The 19792-nt window shown below is 43.4% G+C and carries 15 protein-coding genes; 7 read left to right on the forward strand and 8 right to left on the reverse strand.

Going from position 1 to position 19792, the window contains the following annotated elements:
* The first annotated feature begins 309 nt into the window (after nt 1–309).
* Nucleotides 310–1869, forward strand: a complete 1560-nt coding sequence (locus tag R7P69_RS12270) for a SulP family inorganic anion transporter (RefSeq protein ID WP_005380840.1) — start codon at nt 310–312, stop codon at nt 1867–1869.
* Nucleotides 1870–1929: 60 nt separating this feature from the next.
* Here R7P69_RS12270 and R7P69_RS12275 read toward each other — a convergent pair whose 3' ends face one another.
* The gene (locus R7P69_RS12275) at nt 1930–2379 is read right to left on the reverse strand and encodes a low molecular weight protein-tyrosine-phosphatase (RefSeq protein ID WP_025767219.1); all 450 of its coding nucleotides are present in this window, start codon (nt 2377–2379) and stop codon (nt 1930–1932) included.
* Nucleotides 2380–2496: 117 nt separating this feature from the next.
* On the opposite strand from R7P69_RS12275, the gene cobO reads away from it, so the two are divergent.
* On the forward strand, nt 2497–3102 hold the full coding sequence (cobO, locus tag R7P69_RS12280; RefSeq protein WP_238952041.1) for a cob(I)yrinic acid a,c-diamide adenosyltransferase: 606 nt from the start codon (nt 2497–2499) through the stop codon (nt 3100–3102).
* Nucleotides 3103–3164: 62 nt separating this feature from the next.
* Here the strand turns inward: cobO and R7P69_RS12285 are convergent, their stop codons facing one another.
* The 3 genes from R7P69_RS12285 to apbC all read right to left on the reverse strand — a co-directional run bounded on the left by R7P69_RS12285 (nt 3165) and on the right by apbC (nt 7339).
* Complete coding sequence (locus tag R7P69_RS12285) at nt 3165–5252, reverse strand: AsmA family protein (RefSeq protein ID WP_238952042.1); 2088 nt, start codon at nt 5250–5252, stop codon at nt 3165–3167.
* A 188-nt stretch (nt 5253–5440) separates the two neighbouring features.
* Nucleotides 5441–6082 carry a uridine kinase gene (udk, locus tag R7P69_RS12290; RefSeq protein ID WP_005380833.1) on the reverse strand — a complete coding sequence of 214 codons (642 nt, stop codon included), beginning with the start codon at nt 6080–6082 and terminating at the stop codon, nt 5441–5443.
* 180 nt (nt 6083–6262) lie between these two features.
* Nucleotides 6263–7339: an iron-sulfur cluster carrier protein ApbC gene (apbC, locus tag R7P69_RS12295; protein WP_054574796.1), complete on the reverse strand. Its 1077-nt coding sequence runs from the start codon at nt 7337–7339 to the stop codon at nt 6263–6265.
* A 162-nt stretch (nt 7340–7501) separates the two neighbouring features.
* Between apbC and metG the strand changes: the two genes are divergently transcribed.
* Together metG and R7P69_RS12305 are read left to right on the forward strand one after the other, a co-directional pair.
* Nucleotides 7502–9577 carry a methionine--tRNA ligase gene (gene metG / locus R7P69_RS12300; RefSeq protein ID WP_033905755.1) on the forward strand — a complete coding sequence of 692 codons (2076 nt, stop codon included), beginning with the start codon at nt 7502–7504 and terminating at the stop codon, nt 9575–9577.
* Nucleotides 9578–9787: 210 nt separating this feature from the next.
* Nucleotides 9788–10597, forward strand: a complete 810-nt coding sequence (locus R7P69_RS12305) for a hypothetical protein (RefSeq protein ID WP_017821380.1) — start codon at nt 9788–9790, stop codon at nt 10595–10597.
* Nucleotides 10598–10706: 109 nt separating this feature from the next.
* Here R7P69_RS12305 and fadR read toward each other — a convergent pair whose 3' ends face one another.
* Entirely contained in the window at nt 10707–11546 is an 840-nt protein-coding gene (gene fadR / locus R7P69_RS12310; protein ID WP_005380824.1) for a fatty acid metabolism transcriptional regulator FadR, read from the reverse strand.
* 639 nt (nt 11547–12185) lie between these two features.
* Between fadR and nhaB the strand changes: the two genes are divergently transcribed.
* Nucleotides 12186–13772 carry a Na(+)/H(+) antiporter NhaB gene (gene nhaB, locus R7P69_RS12315; RefSeq protein ID WP_005380822.1) on the forward strand — a complete coding sequence of 529 codons (1587 nt, stop codon included), beginning with the start codon at nt 12186–12188 and terminating at the stop codon, nt 13770–13772.
* Nucleotides 13773–13855: 83 nt separating this feature from the next.
* The gene (gene dsbB / locus R7P69_RS12320) at nt 13856–14392 is read left to right on the forward strand and encodes a disulfide bond formation protein DsbB (protein WP_031779052.1); all 537 of its coding nucleotides are present in this window, start codon (nt 13856–13858) and stop codon (nt 14390–14392) included.
* A 79-nt stretch (nt 14393–14471) separates the two neighbouring features.
* Here the strand turns inward: dsbB and R7P69_RS12325 are convergent, their stop codons facing one another.
* Entirely contained in the window at nt 14472–15089 is a 618-nt protein-coding gene (locus tag R7P69_RS12325) for a YecA family protein (RefSeq protein ID WP_005380818.1), read from the reverse strand.
* 170 nt (nt 15090–15259) lie between these two features.
* On the opposite strand from R7P69_RS12325, the gene dusC reads away from it, so the two are divergent.
* Complete coding sequence (gene dusC / locus R7P69_RS12330) at nt 15260–16219, forward strand: tRNA dihydrouridine(16) synthase DusC (protein WP_017633856.1); 960 nt, start codon at nt 15260–15262, stop codon at nt 16217–16219.
* A gap of 51 nt (nt 16220–16270) precedes the next feature.
* Here the strand turns inward: dusC and R7P69_RS12335 are convergent, their stop codons facing one another.
* Together R7P69_RS12335 and malZ are read right to left on the reverse strand one after the other, a co-directional pair.
* Nucleotides 16271–17731: a sensor domain-containing diguanylate cyclase gene (locus R7P69_RS12335; RefSeq protein ID WP_238952043.1), complete on the reverse strand. Its 1461-nt coding sequence runs from the start codon at nt 17729–17731 to the stop codon at nt 16271–16273.
* Nucleotides 17732–17905: 174 nt separating this feature from the next.
* Nucleotides 17906–19732: a maltodextrin glucosidase gene (gene malZ, locus R7P69_RS12340; protein ID WP_054576224.1), complete on the reverse strand. Its 1827-nt coding sequence runs from the start codon at nt 19730–19732 to the stop codon at nt 17906–17908.
* Nucleotides 19733–19792: the final 60 nt, after the last annotated feature.

Here is a 19792-nt window from a genome sequence, read left to right on the forward strand (position 1 = left end):
TTAACGGCATAAATAAATTAAAGGCTACCATCTGGTAGCCTTTTTTATCTTCATATTTGCCCAATAAATTGTTCATATAAATACCAATTCGTGATCACATTTGTACGCCATTATTCGTATCATTCTTGAACTTAATCACACTTTTCGGTAGCATGCGCCGACTCAAGTTTTCGACACCATTCTGATGCTGCTCTTTTAATACTACGGTTTACACTGCAATGTTTGATTAAAAATCAACCTTCCAGTGGCTTGTGCAAATACGAATATGTGTCGGGTTTAACTCATTGCAAAGAGAACTTAAAAACAAACATGTTCGAATTTCCCCAATTTTCTAAGCACTCCGTAAAAAATGATGTGCTATCAGGCTTAACCGTTGCGCTAGCATTGGTTCCTGAAGCTGTCGCATTTGCGTTCGTCGCAGGCGTAGATCCGATGGTCGGTCTTTACGCTGCATTCATCGTTGGTCTTATTACTTCCATTTTCGGTGGTCGTCCTGGCATGATTTCTGGTGCAACAGGTGCCATGGCAGTCGTAATGGTTTCGCTTGTCGCGACTCACGGTGTCCAGTACCTATTCGCAGCCATCATGCTCGCTGGTATTCTTCAAATTGCCGCTGGTATGTTTAAATTGGGTAAGTTCATCCGTATCGTACCTCACCCTGTGATGATCGGTTTTGTGAACGGTCTGGCTATTGTTATCTTCCTAGCTCAGTTGGGTCAGTTTAAAGCGCCAGACATCAACGGCATGCTTACTTGGCTACCACAAGACCAGATGCTGCTAATGCTTGGTTTGGTTGCGCTGACTATGGCAATCATTCACTTTCTACCAAAAATCACAACAGCTGTACCCTCTTCACTTGTTGCGATCGTAACGGTGACGGCTTTAGTGGTTGGCTTGGATCTGGAAACTCGCACTGTTGTTGACTTCCTGCGTACAATGTCTGGTGATGAAGCTGCAACACTCGCAGGTTCACTACCAACCTTCTCTATTCCTGCGGTACCATTTACACTAGAGACACTACAAATCATTCTTCCATACGCGATCATTCTCGCGGCCATTGGTCTAATTGAATCTCTACTAACACTGACAGTTTTAGATGAGATGACGAATACTCGTGGTCAATCTAACCGCGAATGTATCGGTCAAGGTATGGCAAACATGACGTGTTCTGTGTTTGGCGCAATGGGTGGTTGTGCGATGATTGGTCAGTCGATGATCAACGTAAACTCAGGTGGTCGCGGCCGTCTATCTGGTATCGTTGCGGCTATCGCTCTATTGATGTTTATCTTATTCGCTTCTTCGCTAATTGAAATGATCCCACTCGCTGCTCTGGTTGGTGTGATGTTCATGGTTGTCATTGGTACATTCGAATGGGCAACATTTAAGCTAGCACGCCGCGTACCGAAGCAAGACTTCTTCGTTATTGTTCTTGTGACCGTTGTTACTGTTCTTACTGACCTTGCTGTTGCCGTAGCGGTTGGTGTTATCGTTTCTGCATTAATGTTTGCATGGCAACACGCTAAGCACATCTATGCCGACACGTGCTTAAACGAGGAAGGTTCAAAAGAGTACAAGATTCACGGCCCTATTTTCTTTGGCTCTGCGGCTAACTTCCTGGAGTTGTTTAACGCGCCTGAAGATCCAAAAGATGTGATTGTCGATTTTGCAGACTCTCGCGTGACAGATCACTCTGCAATTGAAGCCATTGAAACACTGGCTGAGCGTTACAATGCTCAAGGTAAAACGCTGCACCTTCGTCACCTAAGCCCAGATTGTCGTAAACTTTTGGACAAAGCTGGCAGCTTGGTTGAAATTAACGTGAAGGAAGACCCAAGCTACAAAGTCGCAACCGACATACTAGCGGGTTAACACGAATAAAAAGGGATGAGCTGAGCTCATCCCTTTTTCTATTGTCTTCAAGCACGGCGATTATAGCTTCTTCAAAATTGCGTCTGATGCCTCTTCGATTAAATCAAGCACCAGTTCAAAGCCATCTTCCCCACCATAATATGGGTCCGGGACTTCGTCGTAACCTGACTCAGAATGACTTAAAAATAACGATACTTTGTGTCGATACTTCAACGGACAAATATCCAATAAATCGGCCAAATTTGCTTTATCTGCGGCTAATATAAGGTCAAACTTTTCAAAGTCATCAATGGTGACTTGGCGCGCTTGCATTCCTTTAAAAGAATAACCTCGCTGCTTTCCTGCTGCCATCGCTCTTGAATCCGGTCGGTTTCCTGCGTGGTAGCCAATTGTACCTGCCGAATCAACCTCTACTTCAACGCCTAGCTTTTGAGCTTTCGCTCTTAACACTGCCTCTCCAGTTGGTGACCGACAAATGTTTCCCATACAAACAACAAGTATTTTCTTCATTTTATTCCCTGAATTATCGGTGGTTTTTCTTCACGATATGTTGGTCTATCATAGCGAGATAAATCAATGAACCCAAATTAGCTTGGGCACAGCACGAAAAGGAATTGAGGAAGTATTATGTCTATCGAAGAAAATAAAGAAGCACGCCATAAAGCTCGCCAACAAAAAGTCAAAGAACAGGTAGACGCAAAAATCGCTGCTGCTCAAGAGGAAAAAGGTCTGCTACTGATCATTATCGGAAATGGTAAAGGTAAATCGACATCAGGATTCGGTACGATCGCACGCGCAGTGGGTCATGGTTTGAATTGTGCTGTCGCGCAGTTTATTAAAGGTACTTGGGACAACGGTGAGCGCAACCTACTTGAGAAACTCGGCGTTGAATTCCAAGTAATGGCGACCGGCTTTACATGGGAAACTCAAAACAAAGCCGCTGATACCGAAGCAGCGCAAGGCGTATGGCAAGAATGTAAACGCATGCTGCAAGACGACTCTATCGATGTCATCTTGTTTGACGAGCTAACTTATATGGTGAGCTACGGCTACATCGACTTAGACGAAGTGGTCGAAGCGCTGAGCAACCGACCTAAAATGCAGTCGGTTATTATTACTGGGCGTGGCGCACATCGAACCCTGATTGAAATGGCCGATACCGTTTCTGAAGTGAAAAATGTAAAGCACGCATTTGAATCTGGCGTAAAAGCCCTCAAAGGCGTCGATTGGTAACACTCGCAGAGTAATTTAAAAAGGGTTGGCAAAATGCCAACCCTTTTGGTTTTCACGCACGGTTAGTTGAAAAGATTCTTCAATAAACCATCGACCGCATCTTTGGTTTTCTCGTCTTTGATTTTGTCCGTTAGCTTCTCCACGCCACGATCGATTTCTTTTTGAGCATTCTGCTTCAGAACATCATCGAATACGAGCTTGAATTTAGGTTCTGCCCACTTACCAGACACATTGATTGGAATCGTGATGTCTTTCAGCTCATCTATATCTTTACCGCCCTGGCCTTCTAGGCTGCCTACAACTGACGTGCTGATAGTAAAGTCGACTGTTTCATTGATGTAGTTTGCGGTACCTTTACCACGAACACGTAACAATGGAGACTGAGCTTGCATATTATCCGTTGATACTACACCTTTGTTGAGTTTCAATGTCGCCGTCATCGCACTGAAGTCTGTTTTCTTAGCTTCATTGGCGCCTTCAACTTTTTGCCCTTTAAATTTCGCATAGTTTTCACGAATCAACTGAGCAACGTTGATGCCATTCACCGCACCGTCAGCAAAATTGATAACAACCGTACCAGATAGATTCTTCTTGATACCGGTAGGCGTTAGACTCTTACCTGTAACATTCACATCAATGTTACCTGTCCCTTCAAGTTTGTCGTTCTCAGCAACGTCTATAAGTAGCGGTTGAACTTTCACGCCTTTGATTGACTTTTTAACGCTGTAAGTCGCTGGTGATTGGCGTGCATCTAACTTCGCTGTCGCTGAGATTGAGCCTTGGTACAACTTCGAACTAAATGATGTAAGCTCAAACACGCCACGATTTACAGTGAAGCTCGTTTTTACCGCTTCCATCTTCGCATTTGCCGCTTTGAATTTGTCGATGGTAATGTCACCCTTTACATCTAACGCTTTCAACGCAGACAAATCAGGCTCAACCTCAGGTCCGGCAGGAGCACTCTCGCCACCAGAAGCAGGCTTATTACCTTCGGCAGCTTGCTTATCTAACCCTAAGAACTCATCAAGATCGATATTGGGGCTATGGAGAGCAAAGCGTACTTTAGGAATATCACCGAGTGTCACATCTGCCTTACCATCTAGGGCGATAGCATTCGCTGTTAACTTCTCTAGAACAAAACTCAGATGGTTTTTCGTTAGGTCGAAAGACAGATCAGACACCATGTCGACTTTCATCGGGGACTGAGGTAAAGCATCACCCTCAAAAGTCGATTTAAGAGTTAACTTATCCAACTGTACTTTGCTGATAGCCTTGTCCACGCTAAGTTGACCAGCACCCTGCATATCTAACTTCATACCACCAGCGTCACCCTTAATGGCATAAGTCAGGTTATTTACTTTATCGAATTCAAACGTGTCTAAACCGATCGTTGCCGATTCAATTTTATTGGCAGGGTCAGAGTATGTCGCATCAAAGTTGATGTTCTTTAGCGCGTAGTTTGCCAAACCTTTTTCTAGCTTAAAGTCTGCCTGACCTTTCGCGGTGAACTTTTGGTCGTTCATTTCGCCCTTCACGCCAAAATCAGCCGTTGTCCAGTTGTCAAAAGCGAATTCGGAAAGGTTTAATGAAATATCATAAAGTTTGGTGTAACTACCGGCTTGCTTATCCTGCATTTCTAATGAACCGTTAGAAACCGTAACGCCAGCAAGATTAATACTCCAATCAGAACCAGAAGTTTTCGTTTCACCATTTTGCGTAGGCGCAGCATTGCTCTCTTGTTCTGCTTGTTGTGTTTGGGCTTTCGTCAATGCATCAATATTCTTGCTGCCATCTTTCTTGGTTTCAATGTAGAACTCAGCACCATCAAGCGTGACGTTTCCAATTTCAAGCTGTTGACTAAAAAGTGGCATAACAGAGATGTCTACACCAACGGTATCAACTTTGAATAAATTGGGTTTACTAAAGCCTTGTGGGTTTCGCAATTCTGTATGTCCCAACTCAAAGCCAATCGATGGGAAAAATTGCCAACTGATATCCCCTTCAATCACCAACTCTAATCCCGTTTGCTTTTGCGCTTGCTCAACAATAAGGGGTTTAAACTGATTCGGATTGACGAAGATGGTTAACGCTAAAATTGCGACCAAAATGACCACAATCGGTATTGCTAGAATTAAGAGCAGTTTCTTCATTTGTTTTTCCTTGCTCGAGTGTTTTTACAATTATAAGCGCAGACTCCATTTACCGCTGACAGTTCCACAAAAGCGTGAAAAGTGTCTGGTTTTAACCTGCAACTGACTAATTTAAAAACAAAAAAAGAAGTGGCACTTAAGGTGCCACTTCTTCTCTTAAAAATAAAGCGATATAGCCGTCTATAGGCTTAAGCTTTCAAAAGTCTTGCAATGTGAGCTTTTAATACATCAATTGCGATACGGTTTTTACCACCGCGAGGAACAATAATGTCCGCATATTGCTTAGAAGGTTCGATAAACTGCATGAACATCGGACGTACTGTTTGTTGGTATTGCTTAAGAACAGACTCCATAGTTCGGCCTCGTTCTTCCACATCACGCTTAACACGGCGAAGCAAGCAAATATCTAACGGTGTGTCCATAAATACTGTCGCATGCATCAAATCACGAAGACGAGGGTCTGTAAGAAGAAGGATACCTTCTAGAATGATCACCTTTTTAGGTGTCATTGTGGTGGTGTTAATTGTTCTTGTGTGCTCAGTGTAGCTGTACTCAGGCACTTCTACTGCTTCACCACGTACCAATTTTTCTAGGTGCTCACACAGTAGGTCGTGGTCCAACGCACTCGGGTGATCGTAGTTCGTCTTTACTCGCTCTTCCATGCTTAGGTGGCTTTGGTCGTTGTAGTAGCAATCTTCCGTGATGACACCGATTTGATGATCGCCTACTTTCGCGCGAAGCTCATTATAAATAGTGCTCGCGATCAGACTTTTTCCAGAAGCAGAAGCGCCAGCAATACCTACGATGACGCATTGATTATTATCAGACATTAGTTTGCACCCGATGATGATTTCTAGTCACATAAAAAGATAAACTGCCTGATTATAGGGAGTTCACCCCATAGTTACTAGTTGGAATTAGGGTTTAGTCATAAGTTTCTGCCTGCTCAGAGGATTAACCTCCGAGCAAACGTTAAAATGTGCGATTATCAACCAACAGGCATAGTAAACTTAGTTCACCATTGTAAAGCTAATCGCATCTGGTTTTGCTTTGCCTTGCCAAAACATCGTGCTACATACGCGATCGGCAAGTTGCTTATAATACCCTGCATGCTCACTTTCTGGGCGTCTTGCTACCGTTGGAACGCCAGCGTCAATATCTTCTCGCATAGAGATATGAAGCGGAATTTGTCCTAACAATGCTAAGCCAAATTCTTGCGACATTTTTTCAGCTCCGCCCATACCAAAAATATGCTCTTTCGCGCCACATTGACTACAAATGTGATAACTCATGTTTTCCACAACACCAATAACCGGGACATGGACTTTGTTAAACATTGCCGCTCCCTTCCTTGCATCGGCAAGGGCTAAATCTTGCGGTGTTGTGACTAGCACGCTACCTGTTACCGGAATTTGTTGTGACAGAGTCAATTGAATATCCCCCGTACCTGGCGGCATATCAATCACCAAATAATCCAAATCTGGCCAATCTGTTTCAGTTAATAACTGCGACAACGCTTTTGAAGCCATTGGACCGCGCCATATCGCCGCTTCTGATTTATCCACCAAATAACCGATAGAATGAGTATAGATGCCGTGAGCAAAAATGGGTTCCATCCACTTGCCATCACGAACTTCTGGTTTAGCATCTTCTTGCCCCAACATCATAGGTACAGACGGACCATAGATATCTGCATCCAACAATCCCACTTTCGCCCCAGATTGAGCAATCGCCAACGCTAAGTTAACTGCGGTAGTAGATTTACCAACGCCACCTTTCGCAGAACTGACGGCAACGATGTTCTTAACACCCTTAACCGAGTTAGCCACTTGAGTTTCTAAAGCTTTAACTCCAAGGCGAATATTAAATGGGAATTCAGCCACTTTACCCGAGGCTTGCTGCTGTTTAATCCAGTCATGCAGTACGGTTTGAAGCTCATTACTTGCGAATGGCAACGTTATATCAATAGAACCCTGTGTCGTAATCGAAATTGCGCCATGAATATCTGCCCAGTTTTCCACCAACTGTGGATGTTGGAATTGGTTAAACCAGTGACAAAAATCTTGTTTTGAAGTGAACTGATGCATAAGCCCTCCTTTTAGATGTCATGCTACCACCGTCCAGGCTCAACCAGAACCCCAAAAAAACTAAGGCATTCCGCAGTTTGACACCTTGGAGTTAGTCAGTTCATGGGGTAGTATTATCCATCAAAATTTATTTATACCTATCAAGAAAAGCGAATATTAAGTATGGCAAACGATCCAAAAAACTTTCCGTCAAGGAAAATGCTGGTAACTTGTGCCCTTCCGTACGCTAACGGTTCGATCCACCTTGGTCATATGCTTGAGCATATCCAAGCGGACATTTGGGTTCGTTACCAACGCCTACGCGGCAACACTGTAAACTTCATCTGTGCTGACGATGCTCACGGCACGCCAATCATGCTTAAAGCGCAACAGATGGGTATTACTCCTGAAGAAATGATTGCCGCAGTTAGCGAAGAGCACCAAAAAGACTTCGCTGGATTTGATATCAGCTTTGATAACTACCACAGCACACACTCAGATGAGAACCGTGAGCTAGCGTCACACATTTATCTTGAGTTGAAGAAAAATGGCTTTATCTCTAGCCGCACTATCTCTCAGCTGTTCGATCCAGAAAAAGAGATGTTCTTACCGGACCGTTTCGTAAAAGGTACCTGTCCAAAATGTAAGTCTGAAGACCAGTACGGTGACAACTGTGACAACTGTGGTGAGACTTACAGCCCAACAGAACTGATCAATCCTAAATCTGCGGTTTCTGGTGCGACGCCAGTAATGAAAGATTCAGAGCACTTCTTCTTCGACCTGCCTCAGTTTGAAAGCATGCTAAAAGAGTGGACTCGCTCTGGCTCGCTACAAGCTGAAACAGCGAACAAAATGCAAGAATGGTTCGAGTCTGGTTTGCAGCAATGGGATATCTCACGTGATGCACCATACTTTGGCTTCGAGATCCCTGGTGAGAAGAACAAATTCTTCTACGTATGGCTAGACGCGCCTATCGGCTACATGGGCTCTTTCAAAAATCTATGTGACAAGCGCGACGACCTAGATTTCGACGAGTATTGGAAAAAAGACAGCTCAGCAGAGCTGTACCACTTCATCGGTAAAGACATCGTTTACTTCCACAGCCTATTTTGGCCAGCAATGCTAGAAGGTTCTGGCTTCCGCAAGCCTAACAACGTATTCGTACACGGTTACGTAACCGTAAACGGCGCGAAAATGTCGAAGTCTAAAGGTACGTTCGTAAAAGCAAGCACTTACCTAGAGCACCTAGACCCTGAGTGTCTACGTTACTACTACGCTGCGAAGCTAAACAGCCGTATCGACGATCTAGATCTTAACCTTGAAGACTTCACTCAGCGCGTAAACGCTGACGTTGTTAACAAGATCGTTAACCTGGCATCTCGTAACGCAGGTTTCATCGCGAAACGTTTTGAAGGCAAACTGTCTGACAACTTTGCAGAGCCTGAACTTTACAACGAATTTGTTGCTGCTGCTGACCGTATCGCTGAGCTTTACGAAACGCGTGAGTTTGGTCGTGCAATCCGTGAAATCACGGCATTGGCAGACAAAGCTAACCAATACGTTGATGAAAAAGCACCGTGGGTTGTAGCAAAAGAAGAAGGCAAAGATCAGGAACTACAAGACATCTGTTCTGTCGGTATCAACCTGTTCCGCGTACTGATGACTTACCTGAAACCAGTAATGCCATCGCTAGCTGCGCGTACTGAAGCGTTTCTAAACCAAGAGCTAACTTGGGAAAACATCGCTGCTCCACTAACAGGCCACGAGATCACTAAGTTCAAAGCACTGTTCAACCGTATCGATCCGAAGAATGTTGAAGCGATGATCGAAGCATCTAAAGAAGATGCGGCGGCAGAAATGGCGGCGAAAGAGAAAGCAGAAGCGGAAAAGAACAAGGCTAGCGAAACTGAGCTAGACAAAGAGCCAATCGCTGAAGAGATTGAGTTCGACGCTTTTGCAGCAGTAGATATGCGTATCGCTCGTATCATCTCTTGTGAAGAAGTGCCAAAAGCAAACAAACTGCTTAAGTTCCAACTGGACATCGGTGGTGAAACTCGTCAAGTGTTCTCTGGCATCAAGTCAGCGTACAAACCTGAAGAGCTAGAAGGCAAACTAACTGTAATGGTTGCAAACCTAAAACCTCGTAAGATGAAGTTTGGTATGTCTGAAGGTATGATCCTAGCGGCAGGCCCTGGTGGTAGTGACCTGTGGATCCTTGAGCCACACGAAGGCGCTCAACCTGGTATGCGCGTAATGTAAGTTGTAGCTTTACAATCAAATTTAAAAAGTCCTCGCCAGTTCAGCGGGGACTTTTTTTGACTGAATTCACACTTTTGGGGAATTTGTGCACCAAACTTGTACAGCACCTCTCCCATCACAATCCTAAATTACTGTTTTAATAGAATTTAATTAGTGGCATCAAAACTGCAATCTTCCTTGTTAGGTCCAAACACTAACAAGGAGTTGGTTATGTTTGTTTTGATTTCCACACTATTGTCCATCGCTATTTTAGCTGGAATATATCACTTATCTTCTAAACGAGAGCAGCAACATGCGCGCAAATATCAGCTGTTAACATTGTTGCGAGATGTTGTTCACCTTCTGAGACACCACCGAGCTGCTACTCACTACTCGCTTCAATTCCAACAAAACGATCAACAAAAATTGGACGCTCTTCATGATGCTCTGACTAACAAGCTGCATCTTTTAGTCGAAACATCACGGTTTGAAAACAAACCCATGTATCGCGTATTACAGATTAAAGTAGGGAAACTACTTGAACAATGGAATGACCATAGTGTTGCAAGAAACCAGATGGAGCATGGTAAGTTAATTCGTCATTGCTTGTTTTTGATGGATGAAGTAACCATCGCATGGCTAGCGGTTGAGCAAAGAGATGACTTGCATAATGAGTATCACATGAACTGGCAAAACATTATGGATAGCTTGGAGACCCTGACTCAGTTACGAATCAGCATTCAAGATTTAGGAGAGCAAGGCGGAAATGAGCGTTTCAAAAATTATGCATCGGTCATGATGCGTAAGCTAAACCAACTAGCGGTTATCGCTCCACTTAGCATTACCTCTCCTGCTTCCACGCGCTCAATACAGACGCTAAATGAATACGTGACAGGGAGTCATGTCGACTTAACAGAAGCAGAGCTTTATGGCGTCACATCGGACTTGTCATTGACCATCTTCAATACTTACGACCATGTCCTTTCAGATGTCGTAGAGTCATTATATCTACCGTTACCCAGACTCTCACTAGCAGGATAAACGTTCCATACCTTATTATTGGTGCTTGGTTCGTCGCCGACTTATAAATAAAAACAAAAAACCGCAGGCCTAAGGCACTGCGGTTTTCGTTTATTCAACTTGTCAGCGCTTAGCTGTCGTCTTCCGTGAAGTTCGTTGGTAATTGCTTTTTCATTTCGTTCCAGATCAACGCACTTTCCATACCATAATGACGAATCACTACTGGTAGTTGCTCACGCTGGCCACTTTCACAAGTTTCGAGCAATTGATGGTAAAACTTCAGAGCTAGCTCACGAGAAGCTGGATTTGAGAAGTAGTAGCTACCGACACGATCGTAGAGCTTCTTCAAACCATTAAAGATCAAACCGTAAATTTGATTTCCTGAATGGAATGCTAGGCGCTGGAAAAGCATATAATCGTAAAAGTTGAACGTTTTAGCAATCAAGATTTCTTGACGCTTCGCTTCATCTTTCTCGTTATCTTCTTTCACATTCTGCAGAACTTTTTCAGCATACGGCGAAGAAGCGATGAATTCGTCCCAGGAAGCCGCATTCATTAAAGCTTCACAAGATTCGATTACGTTCTTAATTGTACGCTCAGAGCTCTCTTTGTTCGCTTTAAATGCATAGCGCATAAAGATAGGACTGATGTTAGTACGTGCCGCAAGCAGATCTTCTACAATGTTTGTCGCATTATCAACGTCTAGCGTCATTAAAGTATCCAAAATATGCAGACCAGAGGTCTCCATAAATTGGTTAACTTTCGTAGGTTTGCCGTGCTGGATAGTCAGCCATCCATCACGGGCTAGTCGTTGAAGAACCTCTCTTAAAGTCGTTCGAGTAACACCAATCAGTTCGGACAGCTCGCGCTCAGCAGGTAAAATTGAGCCTGGAGGAAAACGGCCGTTCCAAATGCTCTCGATAATATATTTTTCTGCGAATCCCGCAGGGCTTTTCGCCTTTATGACCATTCTACTTTTTATCCAATATTGATTTCTGAGGGTCGATACTACTCATCATACCACTACTTAGCGGTTTGAGAAAATTTACGATCAATAGTGGAAACGACTCCATAACATAGAGTTAATACTCTATATGTTGTGTCAATTTAAGAGGCTCTAACATGCGAGCGAAAGCAGTAAAATATGAATTTTCATTTAATTAAACAGCTCACAAATCTCGGAGAAATAAAGACAACCGTGTCACATTTTTATATTCAAAATATGAAAAATTACTTTGTATATCACAGTTAATATTCTTTCTTAATTTGCCTTTTCTCGTCACTGACCGTCATTTAAAATCCAAGAGGATTTTTTTAAGACTTTCATGGTATAGTAACGCCGTTTTGATCGCGTTATTACATTTAAAAAGTCATTTTAGTCGGTAGCATCACGTTTTGTTATTGACTAATAAATGCCTGAGTGTAGAGTTTGCGGTCGAAAGTGAGCGGTGCTTGAGTTCAGGGGAAGTAACTTGGCAAGACTACAATAAACAAAGGATTGTTGTTTTACTAAGTTATTGTTTTTAAAGACTAGTTAATAAGTCTAACAAACAGATACTTAAGCACTATTGTAGTGTCTATTCATAATTTTGTTATAAAGAGAATTATCATGCCGATATCGCTCGGAAACGCTTTTATCAAGAACTTCCTTGGTAAAGCGCCTGATTGGTACAAAGTTGCCATTATAGCCTTCTTAATAATTAACCCGATTGTATTCTTCCTAATAAACCCATTTGTAGCTGGATGGTTGTTGGTCGCTGAATTTATTTTCACGCTAGCAATGGCATTAAAATGCTACCCATTACAACCTGGCGGTTTACTTGCTATTGAAGCCATTGCTATCGGCATGACTAGCCCTGCGCAAGTTAAGCACGAATTAGTAGCAAATATCGAAGTACTGCTACTTCTGGTATTTATGGTTGCGGGCATCTACTTCATGAAGCAGCTATTGCTGTTCATTTTTACCAAAATTTTACTTGGCATTCGCTCTAAAACCCTACTATCACTCGCGTTCTGCTTTGCTGCGGCATTTTTGTCTGCGTTTTTGGATGCCTTGACGGTTATCGCCGTTGTTATCAGCGTGGCGATCGGCTTTTACTCTATCTATCACAAAGTGGCGTCTGGTAACCCTATCGGTGACCATGACCATACACAAGATGACACGATCACTGAACTAACGCGTGATGACCTAGAAAACTATCGTGCCTTTTTGCGCTCTTTGTTGATGCATGCTGGTGTAGGTACTGCCTTAGGTGGCGTAACCACGATGGTTGGTGAACCTCAAAACTTAATTATTGCAGACCAAGCGGGTTGGTTATTTGGTGAATTCCTAATCCGTATGTCTCCAGTGACACTACCTGTATTTTTCTGTGGTCTCATCACTTGTGCTTTAGTTGAAAAGCTTAAAGTGTTTGGCTACGGCGCGAAGCTTCCTAATAACGTTCGTCAGATCCTCGTCGATTTTGACCGTGAAGAGCGTAAAACGCGAACAAATCAAGATGTCGCAAAACTCTGGGTTCAAGGTCTTATTGCGGTTTGGTTGATCGTTGCACTCGCTTTGCACTTAGCGGCTGTCGGCTTAATTGGCCTTTCTGTGATCATTTTAGCGACCGCATTTACTGGTGTCATTGAAGAGCACTCCATGGGGAAAGCGTTTGAAGAGGCCCTGCCCTTCACTGCACTGCTTGCTGTATTTTTCTCGATCGTTGCTGTAATCATTGATCAAGAGCTGTTTAAACCAGTCATCGATGCGGTGCTTGCCGTTGAAGATAAAGGTACTCAGCTAGCTCTGTTCTATGTGGCGAATGGCTTATTATCTATGGTGTCGGATAACGTGTTCGTTGGTACGGTTTACATCAATGAAGTAAAAACTGCACTCATTGAGGGCCTCATTACTCGTGATCAGTTCGACTTACTGGCGGTGGCAATCAATACTGGTACTAACCTGCCTTCTGTTGCAACGCCAAACGGTCAAGCGGCATTCCTATTCTTACTCACATCGGCTCTCGCTCCATTAATTCGTCTGTCTTACGGTCGAATGGTTATCATGGCGCTGCCTTACACCGTCGTTCTTGCGATTGTCGGTCTGATGGGAATCATGTTCTTCCTAGAGCCTGCAACAGCTTCTTTCTACGAAGCTGGTTGGATTTTACCTCATAGTGGTGATCTGACTCCCGTAGTATCCGGTGGTCACTAAAATTTGAGTTGATTAGGAAACTTATCCACGATAAAAAGCTCTGAGTATTCAGAGCTTTTTCTATTTCAGACAGGAACAAAAACGTGACTATTTTAAATTCACTTAACCAGTTTTCAAAGGGACGTTTATCGTGGCTACTGCTTCTGCTATTCGTCGTTTTCTTTGAAGCATGTGCCCTCTATTTTCAGCACGTCATGATGCTTGCACCATGTGTCATGTGTATTTATGAAAGAGTCGCGATGATGGGAGTGGGCGTCGCTGCAATGGTTGGTATATTGGCACCCAAGAACCCAATTTTCCGCTGGCTAGGTTTGATAGGCTGGGGATTAAGTGCTTACAAGGGTTTGTTACTTGCAATGCAGCACGTTGACTACCAGTTTAATCCATCACCATTCGCGACTTGCGATTTATTCGTCACATTCCCTAGCTGGGCTCCGCTCAATCAGTGGGTTCCTTGGATGTTTGAAGCATATGGTGATTGCTCTAAGGTTGTGTGGCAGCTCCTTGATTTATCAATGCCACAATGGTTAGTAGTAATTTTTGCAGGCAATTTAATCGCTTTGGCATTAATTGTAATTGCACAATTCTTCCCTGCAAAACGCGTTAATCCAATTCGTTAATCCTACTGACGCGTAAAAATTAACAAAAAGCCGACCATCTGGTCGGCTTTTTGTTAAGTGGATAGCGCGGCGATTCGCTTTAGCCGCGTGATTGACCACAGCACTGCTTGAATTTTTTTCCGCTCTCACAAGGACAGGGATCATTGCGCCCGATACCTTTGAATGGGTTTAGGCTTTGAGCTTTATTTCCTACCATCAACTCATCCGCGCCCAGCGCGACTTCACCGACCATTAAATCAAGCTGGTCGACTAAATCTGTCAGGGCCGGTGGCGTTTCAATACCTGCGTCGCGCATCTGTTGCTGCGTTGCTGGCTCATCGATAGCCAGCATCAAAGTGGTCAGTAATGCTTGCAGCATACGCTGTAATCCATCATTGAGCTCAACGTCCTGCCACTGTTCTTCAATCATTGGCCAAACAGACATAAAGCCTTCGGCAAAATCAGCAAGTTGTTCAGGTTCTTTGCCTGTTAGCTCTAGCACGGAATATTCGTTTCGTTGAATTCGGTTATGCTGCTTGTGAATTTGCTCTTCCACAGCTGGTTGAATCGCTTTGAATCCCTCACCTAATAGCGGCTCTAACCACTTTTCAGGAGCGAGTGGTTTTGTCGTCAGATTCGCAGCTAACACTGCGCCTTCGATAAATAGGCAAGATTCATCGACGTGAACTTCACCTTTTTCAATCAATGTGTATTGCATGACATCTGGTTTCCCATAAATTTGGCGGCATTATACCTCAGAGCTCAAAAGCACGTAACCTAACGTTGTGTGTTTGACTGCACTGGGCGCTTCGACTCTTTTAATGACAAACTTAACTTACATCGCTACAATCGCCCTCCTTTTTACCACCAAACTGTATTAGGCAAGCTATGCGAGTTGTACTAGGCCCAATGGAAGGCGTTTTAGATCATTTGATGCGCCAAATCCTGACCGAGATAAACGACTATGACCTGTGTGTTACGGAGTTTGTTCGCGTAATCGACCAGCTATTACCCGATCATGTATTTCACCGTTTATGCCCGGAGCTGTTGCAAGGTTCTCAGACTGCATCTGGTGTGCCAGTACATGTGCAATTGTTGGGACAAGAACCAAACTGGATGGCTGAGAACGCAATTAAAGCGGCAAATCTTGGCGCCAGAGGTATTGATATAAACTTTGGTTGCCCAGCCAAAATGGTCAACAAAAGTAAAGGTGGAGCAGCGCTACTCCAACATCCAGAGCTCATTCACCGTGTTGTTAAAGCTTGTCGAGAAGCCGTTCCAGAAGCCATTCCCGTAACTGCAAAAATTCGTCTTGGCTGGGAGAACCCTGAAGATTGCTTTGAAATTGTCGATGCCATTCAGTCTGCTGGCGCAAATGAATTGACCGTACACGCACGTACTAAACAAGGTGGTTATAAAGCTTCTGAGATAAAATGGGATTACATCAACCAAATTCGTGAACGTTTCGATATCCCACTGATAGCGAATGGTGAAATTTGGAATTATGAAGACGGTCAACGTTGCATTGAAACGACTGGCGTTAACTCTTTGATGGTGTGCCGAGGCGCTTTCAATATCCCTAACTTAGGCAATATGGTAAAACATAACCACCAGCCAATGTCATGGCCCGAGGTGGTTGAGTTGCTCATCTATTACTCCAAGTTTGAGATGAAAGGCGATAAAGGCTTGTATTACCCAAACCGCGTAAAACAATGGTTCTCTTACTTACGTCAGGCTTATCCTGAAGCAAAAGACCTATTTAGAGAAATCAGAACGTTCAACAAAGCCGCACCAATTGTTGAGCATATTCAACGCTACCGCGATGACTTAAACTCTCAGGTTGCATAACTCCCGAACACAAAAAAGGACGAATATCTCGTCCTTTTTTGTATCTAAATCCTAGTAACAGATCTTATTTTTGCCGGTACTTTTGGCTTGATATAACTTTTCATCCGCCGCTTTAAACAATTCATCAAAGTTTTCTACTCGGCTCTCTTTACTAAACACCACACCGCCAGAGATCGTAAAGCCTTCTTTCGTTACGCGTGTCGAGCGCTCATCTATGGCCTTTTTTACTCTGTCTAAAATGAGTTTAATGCCCTCTGAATCTTCGTCATAAATCGCTAAAACGAACTCTTCGCCACCAAACCTTGAGGCAACATCGGTATGGCGAATATTTTCACGTATACATTTTGCAACAAGCTGAATTGCAGAATCACCGACATCATGACCATAGGTGTCGTTGATCTTCTTGAAGTTATCAATATCGAACACTGCTAAAGCAACCTGTTTTTTTGTCATCTTATTACGCCACACGGTTTGCATACCTCGACGATTCAATAAACTGGTCATTGGGTCTCTTGCTGCCAGTTCTTTAAAGTAACGTCGCTCGCTATGCATATTCACATAGAACAAGACGACGGTACTCAGCACGTAAATAAATAGTGCGACAATAAGGCTGTATTTTTCAAAAACCGCTAGGTTCTTAGCTTCATCCCAAAGGTTGTACTCGTAGTACATGCTGTGATTCGCACTCAATCGCTCTAATTCGACTGGTTTGATTCGTGTACTGTTTGAAGGAATGGAGTGTAAATTGGAAACCAAATGAAACTGACCAACAAGACCTAGCGACGAAGCCATGAGCGTATTGATGTCAAAATCAATAGACAAAACACCTTGGTGTTCTCCTTTCTCATAGACGGGTACCGTCATACTAATGACTTGACCTTCCATCGAGTCCAACACTGGCCCTGGTCCAGCCAAGGTAATGTTCACTTTATCTTGCGCGGTTTTTTGCCAAAAAGGTCGGGCTTTTAGCGTTGACAAAAGTTCTCTCGTGAAATTTTTTGCGTAGGTATCGGGTGAGGAGATAACGTAACCGCGTTTGTCAATGTAATGGATTCCAACAATGTGCGATTCAATATCGTGCAGAAATGACAAGGACGGCGCAAAACCCGCCTTTTGTTCAGCTAACTGGTTAATCGTTGAACCTTGCTGGCATAAGCTTTCGTCCCCTACGATCATATAATCAAGGTCAACCGCAGGTAACCCTTCACTATAAACACTATCGAGTAATAACACATCTATAGGCCAAAGATAACAAAGCCCTTCTTTGACTAAAGAATTATGTTCTTCAAACAGTGGGTTAGCGTAATTGGTATAGTTGGTGAAGCTGTAATCTAAAGCCGTGAGTACTTTAATACCGCGAGACATTGCACGCTCGATACGCGAATACTCAGAATCGATATAGCGGTTAACCGCATCATAGTAATTTTTCGTTGTCACGAGTAAAACCACTACAAATAACGCCAGAGGAAAAAAGATGACAAATGAGAGGCTAAATCGCCTTTGGTTTACCATTGAGTACCATACATATGAAAGGTCAATAGTCTCTTATGACTGCTATTAAATTGATACTCGTTATCTGGTGACGCATGCAATGCAGCACCAGATAACAAGAGACCAAACAAATGTGTGCGCGCTGTTTGAGACCGTTTATATATTAAAGGAGTTTAATCAATATAGAGTGTGGTGTCACTTTAGTCGCCATAATTTGCAGCTCTGTGCAGACATATTGACAGAGATATGACCTTTATAATCAACCTGTTCTGTGTCATCTAACAACGATACAACTTGGCTAACCTCCAAGCCCAGTTGCCACATAGGTAAATCGATTGAACATTCATTACCACTGAGATTAATCATTACAACGACTGCTTCACGACCCAGTACACGTGCGTACGCCAACAGGTTGTTAGTGCAATGAAGCCATTGAATACAGCCCGACTGTAAAGGCTTACATTGTTTACGTATCTTGATCCATTGTTGGTAAAGCGATAGCCATTGTGAACTTTCAATTTCATTCCAAGGAAAACAGCGACGATTATCTGGGTCTAGACCTCCTTCTAGACCGACTTCACTCCCGTAGTAAATACAAGGCGTGCCAACGTAAGTCATAAGCATTGCTAGCGCGATGTTCATTTTACGCTTATCACCATCAACCAGTGTGATAAAACGAGCAGTATCATGACTATCGAGTTGATTTAGCTGCGATAGCTGATTCGAAAATGGAATTTTTGCTCTGGCTTCGTCCAACCATGCTTTAAACTCCAAACCATCAATGTTGATTGGTTCATACATAATATCTTGCTGCGCGATAAAAGCTCGAACTGGATGAGCAAAACCGTAGTAGTTCATCGCCCCATCCTCTTGATCACCTTGCAACCACTGCGTTGCTTCAAAAAAGTGCTCACCTAACACATAAGCATTCGGGTTTACTGACTTAGTCGCATTACGAAACGCTGCCACATAATGAGCATTGTTTTTCGCGCCGTCTCCTTCGCCAAGCATATGGATTACATCAAACCGCCAGCCATCAACCAAGTACGGTGGCTTCAGCCAATACTTGATGACAGAATCTTCACTTTGGTAGATGTAGTCGCGCACCTGTTCATTTTCAAAGTTCAGAACCGGTAAGTTACCAATGCCTTTCCAACCAATGTAGTGATTGGTTTCACCTTCGAAAAAGTAGTAATCACGGAACTTTGACTGCGGATTGCCATACGCTCCTTCTCCTTTTTGTTGGATATCAAACCAAGGATGATGCACTGACGTGTGGTTAAACACCGCGTCTAAGACAATCTTCATATTCTTACCACGGATTTTCTCACACAGTTCAGCAAACTGATCGTTGGTGCCGAGCATAGGGTCAACAGTGAAGTAATCGGTGGTGTCATATTTATGATTACTTGGTGAAGAAAAGATCGGGTTGAAATAAAGCGCAGTAACGCCGAGCTGTTCAAGATAGTCCAACTTTTGTTCTACACCTTTGAGGTCGCCGCCAAAGAATTCACGCGCCCCGGTATTTTGGTGAGAGCCTACCGCGTCTCCCCACGCCTTGACAATCGATGCAGAATCATACTGCGCATAAGCGTGGCGAATATCAGACTCACTTTTACTAGCAGAAAAACGGTCAGGAAAGATTTGATAGAAAACTTGCTCTTGGACCCAGCTTGGTGGTTGATGGTTTACATTCAACTTAAAGTGGAACTCTTTGGGTGGAATACGCTTTTGCACACCCCGTGCATCGAGCCAGTATTGTTGTCCGTCTTTGAGGATCTTAAACACATAATGTGTGACATCTCGATCTCGATTTGGTCGAAACGATGCCTCCCATAGTAACAATTCCCCAGCTGTTCCAATTTGAGCCATGTCGACCAGATATTCTTCATTGTCCGGCTCAATACGCACATAGACGGAATCAAAATCCAATGTCTCGGTTTTCAGCCTGACTGTAACTTGCTCGTCATTAAAAGCTAAACCATCAATAGTTTGACTATGAAAAATAAATGGCAGGTTCATTATGGGCACTCCTCGTCATCGGATATGCCACTATTTTATTGAAGAATTAGAGACAAGAAA

Origin of the sequence: Vibrio sp. 661, assembly GCF_033339315.1 — a bacterium.
GTDB lineage: Bacteria > Pseudomonadota > Gammaproteobacteria > Enterobacterales > Vibrionaceae > Vibrio > Vibrio alginolyticus.